The organism is Janthinobacterium sp. TB1-E2 (assembly GCF_036885605.1).
GTDB classification, from domain to species: domain Bacteria; phylum Pseudomonadota; class Gammaproteobacteria; order Burkholderiales; family Burkholderiaceae_D; genus Janthinobacterium; species Janthinobacterium aestuarii.
Window position 1 is genome coordinate 4,823,636 of the sequence record NZ_CP142523.1, and the last position, 11,422, is coordinate 4,835,057.

The 11,422-nt window shown below is 64.6% G+C and carries 10 protein-coding genes; all 10 read right to left on the reverse strand.

Annotation, left to right across the window (positions count from 1 at the left end; genetic code table 11):
* Positions 1 to 28: 28 nt before the first annotated feature.
* Complete coding sequence (gene rpoS, locus OPV09_RS21760; protein WP_034752045.1) at positions 29 to 1,060, reverse strand: RNA polymerase sigma factor RpoS; 1,032 nt, start codon at positions 1,058 to 1,060, stop codon at positions 29 to 31.
* An 8-nt stretch (positions 1,061 to 1,068) separates the two neighbouring features.
* Positions 1,069 to 1,989 carry a peptidoglycan DD-metalloendopeptidase family protein gene (locus OPV09_RS21765; RefSeq protein ID WP_338682338.1) on the reverse strand — a complete coding sequence of 307 codons (921 nt, stop codon included), beginning with the start codon at positions 1,987 to 1,989 and terminating at the stop codon, positions 1,069 to 1,071.
* A 42-nt stretch (positions 1,990 to 2,031) separates the two neighbouring features.
* Positions 2,032 to 2,922, reverse strand: coding sequence for a protein-L-isoaspartate(D-aspartate) O-methyltransferase (locus OPV09_RS21770; protein WP_219327453.1), 891 nt, complete (start codon positions 2,920 to 2,922; stop codon positions 2,032 to 2,034).
* A 9-nt stretch (positions 2,923 to 2,931) separates the two neighbouring features.
* Positions 2,932 to 3,669, reverse strand: coding sequence for a 5'/3'-nucleotidase SurE (gene surE, locus OPV09_RS21775; RefSeq protein ID WP_034752048.1), 738 nt, complete (start codon positions 3,667 to 3,669; stop codon positions 2,932 to 2,934).
* 95 nt (positions 3,670 to 3,764) lie between these two features.
* Positions 3,765 to 6,230, reverse strand: coding sequence for a tetratricopeptide repeat protein (locus tag OPV09_RS21780; protein ID WP_080698580.1), 2,466 nt, complete (start codon positions 6,228 to 6,230; stop codon positions 3,765 to 3,767).
* 19 nt (positions 6,231 to 6,249) lie between these two features.
* Positions 6,250 to 6,855 carry a toll/interleukin-1 receptor domain-containing protein gene (locus tag OPV09_RS21785; protein ID WP_034752049.1) on the reverse strand — a complete coding sequence of 202 codons (606 nt, stop codon included), beginning with the start codon at positions 6,853 to 6,855 and terminating at the stop codon, positions 6,250 to 6,252.
* 271 nt (positions 6,856 to 7,126) lie between these two features.
* Positions 7,127 to 9,181, reverse strand: a complete 2,055-nt coding sequence (locus tag OPV09_RS21790; protein ID WP_425324004.1) for an ATP-dependent DNA helicase — start codon at positions 9,179 to 9,181, stop codon at positions 7,127 to 7,129.
* A gap of 43 nt (positions 9,182 to 9,224) precedes the next feature.
* On the reverse strand, positions 9,225 to 9,425 hold the full coding sequence (locus tag OPV09_RS21795; protein WP_034752051.1) for a YdcH family protein: 201 nt from the start codon (positions 9,423 to 9,425) through the stop codon (positions 9,225 to 9,227).
* Positions 9,426 to 9,553: 128 nt separating this feature from the next.
* Entirely contained in the window at positions 9,554 to 10,273 is a 720-nt protein-coding gene (locus tag OPV09_RS21800) for a hypothetical protein (protein WP_219327454.1), read from the reverse strand.
* A 16-nt stretch (positions 10,274 to 10,289) separates the two neighbouring features.
* Entirely contained in the window at positions 10,290 to 11,387 is a 1,098-nt protein-coding gene (gene zapE, locus OPV09_RS21805) for a cell division protein ZapE (protein WP_034752052.1), read from the reverse strand.
* Positions 11,388 to 11,422: the final 35 nt, after the last annotated feature.

The window sequence follows — 11,422 nt, forward strand, 5'->3', positions numbered from 1 at the left end:
GGCCCCGGAAATACCGGGACCGGGCGTCCTACAATAATGAGTCGCGCACGACGCCGCGTGCGGCCATTGCCCGTTTGAGCTTGATCAAGGCTTCCTGCTGGATCTGGCGCACGCGCTCGCGCGTCACGCCCATCTCCTCGGCCAGGGTTTCCAGGGTGGCCGGATCGTCGTTGTCGAGGCCGAAACGGCGCATGATGACGACGCGCTGCTTGTCGGGCAGCTTGGTCAGCCAGTCGCGCACCAGCACCGTCATTTCATGGTGTTCCGCGCGCGCGTCGGGGCTGTCTTCGCTGGCGCCGGGCAGCATGTCCATCAGCGACGACTGCGGGTCGTTGTCGAGCGGCGCGTCGAGCGAGGTGGCGTGCTCGGACAGGGCCAGGATATCCTGCACCTCCTCCACGGGACGGCCCACCAGATGGGCGATGTCTTCCGCGGTGGCATCCTTGCCGTCGTGGTGCTGGGCTTCCAGGTGGTATTTGCCACGCAGGATCTGGTTCAGTTCGCGCACCATGTGCACGGGCAGGCGCACCGTGCGCGCCTGGTTCATGATGGCGCGCTCGATGCTCTGGCGTATCCACCAGGTGGCGTAGGTAGAGAAACGGAAACCGCGTTCGGGCTCGAACTTGTCGATGGCGCGCATCAGGCCGATGTTGCCCTCCTCGATCATGTCGAGCAAGACCACGCCGCGGTTGATGTAATGCTTGGCGATCGACACGACGAGGCGCAGGTTGTGCTCGATCATGGTTTGCCGGGCTTCGAAATTGCCCTGCTTGGCAAGGGTGGCGTAATGCACCTCTTGCGGCGCCGTCAGCAGGGGCCGCGTGCCGATCTGGTTCAGATAGTGCTGCGTGGTATCGGTCGACAGCTCGGCCGCCAGCACTTTTTTCAATTCATCGACACTTTCGACCACCACGCTGACGCTGGCCACCTCGCCGCCCTCGCCCGCGTCGACGGCGTCAATGCCGTCGAGCTCGCCGATATCGTCCGTCACGACTTCGTCTGCCCCGTCTTCCGGCAGTTCCGGGTCATCTTCCAGCTGATCGTGCGGCGCGTGTGTCATTGCTTTACCTAACGGTTAGGCAGGAATTTCGAAGGGTCGACGGGCTTGCCCTGCTGGCGGATTTCAAAGTGCAGCTTCACGCGGTCGGCATCGGAATCGCCCATTTCAGCGATGGCCTGGCCTTTGTTGACGTTCTGCCCTTCCTTCACCAGGATGCTGCGGTTATGCGCATACGCCGACAATAAACTATTACTGTGCTTCACGATGACAAGATTACCATAACCACGGATTCCGCTCCCGGCATACATGACTTTTCCCGCGCCGGCGGCCACCACTTGCTGGCCCGCCTTGCCGGCGATATCGACGCCCTTGTTCTTGCCTTCGTCGAAAGTGCCGATGACCTTGCCTTCGGAAGGCCACATCCAGCTGATCTTGTCTTCGCCAGGCGCCGATGCGGCAGGGGCTGCCGCGGCGGCGGAAGCCGGTGCAGCGGCGACGGTTGCCGCCGGCGCTGGCGCCGGTTTGGCGTCGCTGGTGCCGCCATCGGCGCGCAGCTCGGCCAGGGTGGCGTCGGAATAGGCGCGCTTCTCGCCGCGCGGACCCGTTTTCTTCGGCACGACAGGCGCGGCCGGCTTGATTTCCGTCGACGGCGGCATGACGATGGCCGACGTTTGCGCGCCGCCCGTGTCGCCAGTTGGCGGCAGCACGCGCAGCACCTGGTCGACCTTGATGTCGTTCGGGTTGCTCAAGTCGTTCCAGGTCACCAGGTCGCGGTAATTCTGCCCGTGCTCGAGGGCGATGCGCAACAGGGTGTCGCCGCGCTTGACCGTGTAATAGGCCGGGTCGCGGTCGCGCGGATCGCTGGCGGCGGCGCTGCTGCTCGATGGGTGGCGCTCCACGACGGGCGCCTGGACGCCCGTCGTGCCGCAACCGCTCAACAGCGCGGCCAAGGTGATGCTACATAGAAGTATGTTACTTTTCTTAATCATTCGCATGTAATTGTATGTCCTGCTTGCTAGCTGATCCGGGGATCATATGGTGCCCGGGCGCAAAGGCACGAAATGGCAATCTTCTAGGGTCTGGCTGGTCCATTCCATTTTCCCCACCCGGGTAATGAGTTGTAAGTGTTGCAATTTAGCCCCCACCGGCGCAACCAGACGCCCGCCGGGCGCCAGCTGTTCCAGCAGGGCTTGCGGGACTTCCAGGCCGGCTGCGGCAAGGATGATCCCGTCGAAGGGCGCCGCCTGCGGCAGGCCAAGCATACCATCTCCGTACTGCAAGCGCAGATTCGACACGCGCAGCGGGCGTAGATTGGCCTTCGCCAGCTCGTGCAGAGGCCGGATGCGCTCGATCGAATACACCTCCTTCGCCACCAGCGACAGCACCGCCGCCTGGTAGCCGCAACCGGTGCCGATTTCCAGCACGCGCTGCAGCTTGCCGCCCTGGCGCATCACTTCGATCATGCGCGCCACGATGTACGGCTGCGAAATGGTCTGGTGGTGGCCGATGGGCAAGGAGGCGTCGATATACGCCTGCGACGCCAGCGCCTCGTCCATGAACATGTGGCGCGGCACGGCTTGCAGCGCGTCGAGCACGACCTGGTCCTTGACGCCCTGCTTCGCCACGCGGGCCACCATGGCCCGGCGCACGGCTTCCGAGACGAGCGGGTTTTGCCGCGGCGGCGACACGACGGCCGGCTGCGCCCGCTCATTGGCGATCGCTTGCGCGCGCGACGGCGCGATGGCCGCATGCGCGCCATACGGCTGCGCCACGCCGCGCGCCGCGTTCTGCGCCGCATTCTGCGTGGCCGTCTGCGGCGTGGCGATCCGGGACTGGGCCAGCGACTGCCCCCCGCCCTGCCTGGCGGGCTTGCCGGCCAGCGAATCGAGGGAAAGGGGGAAGGTACGCGGCTTGTCAGTCATAGTGAGCGGTCATGCCAGGCCTTTTGCCAGCGCATCGAGTTGGGTGGTATGGGTCAGGTCGATCTGCAGCGGCGTGATCGATACTTTTCCATGTTCAACGGCATGGAAGTCCGTGCCCGGACCGCCTTCCTTGGCCGCGCCGGCCGGGCCGATCCAGAAGATTTCACGGCCACGCGGGTCGAGCGCGCGGATGACGGGCTCGGCCGAATGGCGCTTGCCCAGGCGCGTGGCCACCACGCCTTGCAATTGCTCGTAAGGGATGGCCGGGATGTTCACGTTCAGCAGATACGGTTTTTGCAGGGCGTCAAACTGGCGCTCGACGATTTCCCTGGCCACGCGGGCGGCCGCGTCCAGATTGGCCCAGCCGAACTGCGACTGGGAAAAGGCGATGGCGGGAATGCCGAACAGATAGCCTTCCGTGGCGGCCGCGACGGTGCCCGAGTACAGGGTGTCGTCGCCCATGTTGGGGCCGTTGTTGATGCCGGAGACCACCAGGTCGGGGCGCTCGATGAGCATGCCCGTCAGCGCCACGTGCACGCAGTCGGTGGGCGTGCCGTTGACAAAGTAAAAGCCGTTGGCGGCCTTGTGCACGGACAAGGGCCGGTCCAGGGACAGCGAATTGGACGCGCCCGAACGGTTGCTGTCGGGCGCCACCACGACGATGTCGGCGATGGGTGCGAGCGCGTCGGCCAATGCCGCCAGGCCGGGCGCCAGGTAACCGTCGTCGTTACTGATAAGAATTCTCATAACGAGATTTTACCTGAAGCAATGCCCACACTGCGCATGCCGCACGCCGATAGGCAGCATTTTTTGTGCCGCCGCGCGAAGATGGCGCACCCAGGTCAGCGCTGCTCGATGCGCGCTTCCGACAACGCCCCTTCCAGCGCCTGCACTTCATCTTCCTGCAAGGCCAGCAAGGCATTCAGGTCTCCTTGCAACTTGTACATCCTTTTCAGCTGCGCCATGCCGCGCCGGCGCAGCTTGCCTGGCACGCCTGGGCGCAGCAGGCAAGACTTCAAATGTTCGGCCAGTTCGCCCGCCTGCGCATACTGTTCCCGCTCGATCATGCCTTGCAACATCGAGATCATGCTGGCCAGGGTGTCCGGCTCGGCCCCTTCGTGGCCGTTGGCGCGGCCGGCCAGGATGGTTTCCTGCAAATGCCGCGCGCCGTCGAGCACGCTGTCCGCATGCCCGGTGACGGGGGCGTTCAACAGCCGGTCGCTACCGCTGAGCACGGCGTCTTCGAGCAGGCGCGCCGCCTCGCTGTCGCCCTGCTGCTGCAGGGTGCCGGCCAATTGCGTCTTGCTGTGCAAGGTGTCGAGGTGGTCTTCGCCCAGCAGGCGCGCATGCACTTCCAGCACCTGCTCCTGCACACTGCGCGCCGCATCGAGTTCACCGCGCCGCAGCAGCGCCTCGGCCAGCTTGCGCTGGCTCATCAGGGTTTCCGGATGGTCGAGCCCGCGCGTGCGCTCGCGCGCCGCCACCTGGTCTTCGTGCAGTTGGCGCGCGCCGGCCCAGTCGCCCTGCCCGGCCACGACGTCGGCCAGCAAGTCGCGCGTGGACAAGGTGGCCGCATGGTCGCTGCCCAGGCGCCGCTCCTGTACCTGCAGCACGGCGGCGAGCAGGCGCCGCGCACCCTCCAGGTCGCCTTCGCGCCCCAGCGCCTGCGCCAGGGCCAGCTTGCTGCGCAAGGTATCGCCATGTTCGGCGCCAAACAGGCGCTCGCGCGCCGCCACCACCGTGCCCAGCACTTGCTGCGCCTGCGCCAGCCGGCCCATGCGCAGCAAGGTGGCGGCGCGGCCATCCATCGCATCGAGGGTCAGCGGATGCTCGCCGCCCAGCTGGCGCGCATAGGTGGCCAGCACCGTATCCTGCAGCAGCAGCGCCGCCGCCAGTTCGCCCTGCAGCAACAGGGTTTGCGCCAGGCAGGCCCGGGCGGCCAGGGTGTCGGGATGTTCGCTGCCCAGCACGCGCTCGCGCACGTCGAGCACGTCTTCTTCCAGGAAGCGGGCTTCATCGAACTTGCCCAGCTGGCGCAGCAGGCGCGCCATGCCGCTCTTGCATGCCAGGCTGTCGGGATGCTCCTCACCGAGCAGGCGCACGCGGATCTCGACGCTCTGGCGGAAGGCGTCGAGCGCCTGGGCGCTGCGCCCATCCTTGCGGTACAGCTCGCCCAAACGGGCCAGGTCGCGCGCCAGCGGCAAGGCCACGGCGCGGCCCGGCTCGGCCAGCAAGGCCTGGCGCGCTTCGCTGATGGCGCCCAGCAAGGCGATTTCACGGCTCGACTGCCAGGGGAAGTAGCCACCCGTCAGCCACTGCAAAAAGGCTTCGAAGGTGCGCGTGAGGGAAAAGCGGTCGCCGCCCTGGTCGATGCGCACGGCCAGCTGCTCGCCATAGGCAAAGGTTTTCGTCTGCTGCAGCTGGACTTCGTCGAAATAGCTGTCGAGGGCGATCTGCGGCAAACCATAGGAAGTGCGCAGCAGGCGCTCGAACATGGGCTGGAAACCGGCGATGCCCTTGTGCGCGTCGCCGCGGCGCCACTCGGCGCGCTGCGCGCCATCGCCCATTTCTATGCGCGAGGGCAAGGGATACACGAGCAGCGGGCGCTGTTCGTCTTCATGGCTGCGGCGGTACTCGATGGCCCGGGTGACGAGCGCGTCGACGCCTTCCAGGCTTTGCCGGTTCGGCGTGAAGACCACCACGAGCTTTTTCGGCAGCAAGGTGGTGCAGATGCCGGCGCTGTCCGTGCGGCCCGTGCGCGAATCGACGAGCACATAGCGGAAATGCTGGGCCAGGGTATCGGCGAAGCAGCGGAACAGGGCCGGGCACGTGTCGAACAATTGATCCCAGCGCATCTGCGCCAGGCGCTCGCTGTAGCTGGCGTCGAAGCGTCCCGCGCGCATCAGGTACAGCGGGCTGCCCTGGTCGACACGCACCACGTACTGCTGCCAGTCGATGGCGTCGAGCACGCGCTGGGCCAGCGCCGCGTCTTCGCGTCCTGTGCCCTGCCCGCCGGCGCGCCCGCCCGCCGTTTCCAGGCTGATGCGTTCGAGCTGCTGGCGGCACGCTTCGAAGAACTCGAGCACGCCCGGCCGCTCTTCGTGCTGCTCGAAATAATGGTGCAAGCCCGGCGCTTCCATGTCCCAGTCCAGCATCAGCACGGGCACGCTGGCGTTTTCACGGCGCGCCAGCAGGACGGCGATATTCGACAGGGCCATGGTGCGGCCGGTACCGCCCTTGTAGGAATAGAAAGTGACGACTTCGCCAGGGGCGCTCAAAGGCGGCAGGGAGAGGCGTTGGCATTCCATGACAGGACCTTTTACGTGATTAACGTGGAAAGTGGGGAGGCGGAATGGCGCGCCATTCCGGTGGAATATCGGGCAACACGAAACGGCTGCAATCGTGGCCGGGCGGTGTTGACCGCTTGAGCAAGTGGTAATGCGTGGCGATGCGCTGCACGATGCGTTCGATGTCGGGCAGATATTGAGGGTTTGACTTCAGGTCGCCGCTGGCCAGCGTATAGCCGGAAAAATCGACGTACAGGCCCGACTCGGTGATTTGCGGCGGCAAGCCGTCCGGATGGCGCGTCATGATGATGGGAATGATCAGGTGGCTGGGCAGTTCATACCAGGCGCGCCGCTCCTGTTCGATCAGCTGCATGGCGGCAAATTCGCGCCGCGTATAGCCGTGCGCTTCATATTTGGGCGTGTACAGCACGATCATGCAGACGCTCTGGCACATGGCGCGCGCCACGCGCAAGTCGATATCGTCGCCGCCGCCCAGCTGCTCGCTGTCGATGAACAGGACCTCCTCGCGGTCCAGGTGCGGCTCCAGATAGCACGCCAGCGCCTCGATGAGGTCATTCTTGAACTTGTTCATGAACGCATATTGGCCGTGTGCATAACTCAAGAAACAGCCGTAGCGGATCTCCATGGCATCCCCCTGTTCCCAGTGCGGCCCTGCCATCGCCGCGCCTTGCCCCTGTAAGGCATGGGCTCACTGTAGACCGCTCAGCAACAACCCTTTTGCGCTGGCGCAAAGATGTGTCTGGCGTCCTGGACATGCGTCACAATGCCAGAAACTGGCGTGATCGCGCCGCTTTCTGGCATACCAGGCGCGCAAGCGGGCGCCGTGTGAAAAAGCGCTACTCGCTTGATAATAAAGGGAAATAAGCCGGCGCGCGGATGGCGCCGGCAAGCGGGGCTTAAGCGCCCTTGGCGGGCAGGTTGCGGAAGAACTCCACCACTTCGGCGGTATCGCGCGTGCGCTTGAACGGCGGCAAGCTTTGCCAGATGCGCTTGCCATACGGCTTGGAAATGAGACGCGGATCGCAAATCATCAGTACGCCCCGGTCGCCTTCGTCGCGGATCAGGCGGCCCGCGCCCTGCTTCAGGTTGATGATCGCTTCCGGCAGCGAGTGGTGCATGAAACCGTTCTTGCCCTGCTTTTCCATCACTTCGATGCGCGCGGCCAGCACGGGGTCGTCGGGCGGTGCGAACGGCAGCTTGTCGATGATGACGAGGGACAGCGCATCGCCGCGCACGTCGACGCCTTCCCAGAAGCTCTGGCTACCGATCAGCACGCCATTGCCGGCCGCGCGGAACTGGTCGAGCAATTCCGTGCGGCCCTTTTCTCCCTGCACGAACAGGGGGAAGTTCAGGCCCCGCTGCCGGAATTCGTCGGCCAGGCGCTCGGCGGCCCGCTTGACGGCGCGCAAGGTGGTGCACAGGAAGAAGGTGCGCCCGCCCGCCGCCTCGATGATGGGCAAGGCGCAGTCGATGACGGCGTCCGTGTAGCCGAGCGAGTTCGGTTGCGGCAGGTTTTGCGGCACGAACAGCAAGCCCTGCTGGCCATAGTCGAACGGCGACGGCCACGTATGCGACGGCTCGCCCGTCAAGCCCATCTGTTCGGAAAAATGCTTGAAATCGTTTTTCACGGCCAGGGTGGCGGACGTGAAAATCCAGCTGCGCGGCGTGCCTTCGCGCTGGTTGTTGAAGATCGGCGCGATCGACAATGGCGTTTTATGCAACTGCAGGGAGCTGGAAAACGCTTCCACCCAGAACACGGCTTCCTCGCCGGCCGCTACCTTGGCCTTCGGATCGAACTTCCAGCCGCTCAGCTGCTGCGCCAGCTCGACGCCGCGCACTCTGCACTGCTCCAGCGTTTCCGCCCGTTCCGCCTGGGTTTCCAGCACGGCCACCATGCCATCGAGCTCATCCTTGAGGGTGTCGAGCGCGGGGAAAAAGTCGCTCGACGGGGCGATCTGCGGCAGGGACATGCGCACGATGTCTTGCGGGAAGGTCAGACGCAGGTCGCGCGCCGCCTTTTCCACCACCGTGACGGTCTTGGCCCAGTCGATGCCACGGGCGTGCGCGAGGCCTTCGGCCAGCACGTCGCGGCACAGTTCGAGGATTTGCGAGGTCGACACCGTATTGCCAAAGAACAAAGTGGCCGTATCGGGCAGCTGGTGCGCCTCATCGAAGATGATGGTATTGGCCGACGGCAGCAATTCCGCCACGCCCGTGTCCTTCAGGGCCACGTCGGCAAAGAACAAATGATGGTTGACCACCACCACGTCAGCCTGCTGGGCTTCCTTGCGGGCCTTCATCACGAAGCAATCCTGGTAGTACTGGCACTCGGCGCCCATGCAGGTATCGCGCGTGGACGTCACCAGGTTCCAGATCATGGCGTTTTCCGGCACCTTGGCCAGCTCGGCCTTGTCGCCGGAACTGGTCATCTTGATGAAGCGCGAGATTTCGCGCAGATGGCCCACGTCGTCGCGCGACGTCATGCGGCCGTTCTGCAGCGTGCGTTCCAAATGATAGTGGCAGACGTAGTTCGAGCGGCCCTTGAGCAAGGCAACGGAAACGGGCGCCTGCAGCGCGGCGCGCACGGTGGGGATATCGCGCAGGAACAATTGATCCTGCAAGTTCTTCGTGCCCGTGGATACGATGGTCTTGCCGCCCCACATCAGGGCCGGCACCAGATAAGCGAAGGTTTTGCCGGTGCCCGTGCCCGCCTCGGCGATCAGGGTCGTCTGGCTGTCGATGGCGCTGGCGATGGCTTTCGCCATTTCCGTTTGCGAACGGCGCGGCTTGTAGCTGCCCACGGCGGGACCGAGCGGGCCGCCGGCGCCAAACAGGCGCTCGATGTCGGCATCGTGCTTGCCAGGCGCCGCCTGCGGTTCGGCTGGCAGACTGGCTTGCAGATCGGCCGGCTGGCCATCTGGGCTTACTGGCAATGAATTGTGATCGGTCAAAATATACTTAGGTGAAGGCTGGACTGGACGCTACTGGCGCCCCTCAGGCGGGAACGTCGGGCACCAACTGCATTTTCAGCAAGGTGATGTGATCCTTCAATTGCAATTTGCGCTTTTTCAGGCGGCGCAGCTGCAGCTCGTCATGGTGGCCATCGAGTATCAGCAACTCGATGACGGCATCGAGGTCGCGGTGTTCCACGTTGAGTTCAATCAGGCGCCGCTCTATTTGCTGTGCATCGCTCATGTGTTGCGTTCCAGGCAGTGTTAGTAACAATGTTGGGAAACCGGCGCGCGCAGGCAGCCATGGTGCGTAGTTTAACCTGCCGCGCGCCTTAGGGCACGCCATTTCCGGCGCACCCTTGCACGGCAGTCTTAATTGGCCGGCGGCACAGGCACAACGGCCGGCGCGCTGGCAGCGGCGGCCGCCGCCTTGGCAGCCTTGGCCTGCGCTTCGGCCTGGCGCTCGGCCAGGCGTTGCGCCACCCGTTTCTGGCGCTCCACGGCATCCGCCTGTTTTTTCGCATAGGCGGCTTCACGGGCCGCGCGGCGCGGTGCTTCGGCCGCATCGTCGGCAGCCTGTTTCGCCACCTTCGCCGCTTGCTCGGCCTCGCGTTCGGCAAGGCTCTTGCCTTGCGGCTTGGGCGGCGCCGGCTCGGGCGTAACCACTTTCACGGGCTTGGGCACGGCGGCGGCTCGCTGCTCGGCGTCGAGGCGCGCACTTTCCTGCGTCCTGGCCAGGTCGATATCGCGCAGGCGCACGGATTCGGCCCGCTTGAAATAGTTCGCTTCCGCATCGACGGCGCGCAGGCGCACGAGGATCAGGCGGCGCTTTTCCTTGGCCTTGTCCAGGCAGTTATTCACGAAAAACTTGTCGTAGCACGCGAGTTCGCGCGCGGCAAACTCGTTTTCCGCCGCTTCGCGCTCGCTGGCCGACTGCTTCAGTTTGGCGTCCGCTTCTTCCACGGACAGGGTCGCGGGCACCTGCGGTGCACCGACCTCATCCAATGCCGCGGCGCCCTGGTGCGCGCAGGCGGACAACGCCAGGACCAGGCCCAGCGCCGCACCCAGTTTATATAGTGTATTTGCCATCATGTTCATTATCCCTGCCTCAAACGATCGCGTCGGCCGCGCCGCGCTGTTCTTTTTCCATGTATTCGCGCGATTGCATCTCGATGATACGCGAAACGGTGCGGTGAAACTCGTTGGCCAGCATGCCGTTCGTGTACAGCTCATCCGGCGGCACTTCGGCCGACATGATCAGCTTGACCTTCTGGTCATAAAACACGTCGATCAACCACGTGAAGCGGCGCGCCTCGGACGACTGCGCCGCCGACATGGCCGGTATGCCGGACAATATCACCGTATGGAAGCGGCTGGCGATTTCCAGGTAATCATTTTGCGAACGGGGGCCGCCGCACAAGGTGGCGAAATCGAACCAGATGATGCCGCCGGCGCGGCGCAGGCAATGGATTTCGCGGCTCTCGATGCGGATGCGCGCGTCTTCGTCGGCCGTCTCGGCGATGCGCGTGTAGGCGTCGCGCAGGGCCTTGTCGGTCTCCGCGCCCAGCGGGGTATAGTAGCTTTCCACCTGTTCCAGCGCGCGGCCGCGGTAATCGACGCCGGCGTCGACGTTCATCACGTCGAGCTTGTCCTTGAGCAGCGCGATGGTCGGCAGCATGCGGTCGCGGTGCAGGCCGTCCGGATACAGCAGGTCCGGATCGTAATTCGACGTCATGATGAAGGACACGCCATTGGCGAACAGGGCCGACAGCAGGTTGTACAGGATCATCGCGTCGGCGATGTCGGAAACGTGGAATTCATCGAAACAGATGAGGCGGTATTTCTTGGCGATGCGCTTGGCCACCTCGTCGAGCGGGTCGGCCACGCCTTTCAATTCATCGAGCTGCTGGTGCACGCCGCGCATGAATTCGTGGAAGTGCAAACGCGTCTTGCGCACGAGGGGCACGACCGAGTAAAAACTGTCCATCAGGAACGATTTACCGCGCCCCACCCCGCCCCACATATACACGCCTTTCGGCACGGCAGGACGGTTCAGCAGGCGCTTGAAGGTGCTCGAGCGCTGGCCCTTGTAGGCCACCCACTCGTCATAGCACAGCTGCAGGCGGTCGACCGCGCGCCGCTGGGCGGCATCGGCCTTGAAATCACGCTTCTGCAGCGCGTGCTGGTAAAACTCTTCTACGTTCATGGGATTCGCTTTAACGCACAAGGGCGCCGGCGGAA

Coding starts and splice junctions, on each gene's coding strand:
- rpoS (WP_034752045.1), bottom strand. CDS start 1,060: ATGACACACGCGCCGCACGATCAGCTGGAAGATGACCCGGAACTGCCG.
- OPV09_RS21765 (WP_338682338.1), bottom strand. CDS start 1,989: ATGATTAAGAAAAGTAACATACTTCTATGTAGCATCACCTTGGCCGCG.
- OPV09_RS21770 (WP_219327453.1), bottom strand. CDS start 2,922: ATGACTGACAAGCCGCGTACCTTCCCCCTTTCCCTCGATTCGCTGGCC.
- surE (WP_034752048.1), bottom strand. CDS start 3,669: ATGAGAATTCTTATCAGTAACGACGACGGTTACCTGGCGCCCGGCCTG.
- OPV09_RS21780 (WP_080698580.1), bottom strand. CDS start 6,230: ATGGAATGCCAACGCCTCTCCCTGCCGCCTTTGAGCGCCCCTGGCGAA.
- OPV09_RS21785 (WP_034752049.1), bottom strand. CDS start 6,855: ATGGAGATCCGCTACGGCTGTTTCTTGAGTTATGCACACGGCCAATAT.
- OPV09_RS21795 (WP_034752051.1), bottom strand. CDS start 9,425: ATGAGCGATGCACAGCAAATAGAGCGGCGCCTGATTGAACTCAACGTG.
- OPV09_RS21800 (WP_219327454.1), bottom strand. CDS start 10,273: ATGATGGCAAATACACTATATAAACTGGGTGCGGCGCTGGGCCTGGTC.
- zapE (WP_034752052.1), bottom strand. CDS start 11,387: ATGAACGTAGAAGAGTTTTACCAGCACGCGCTGCAGAAGCGTGATTTC.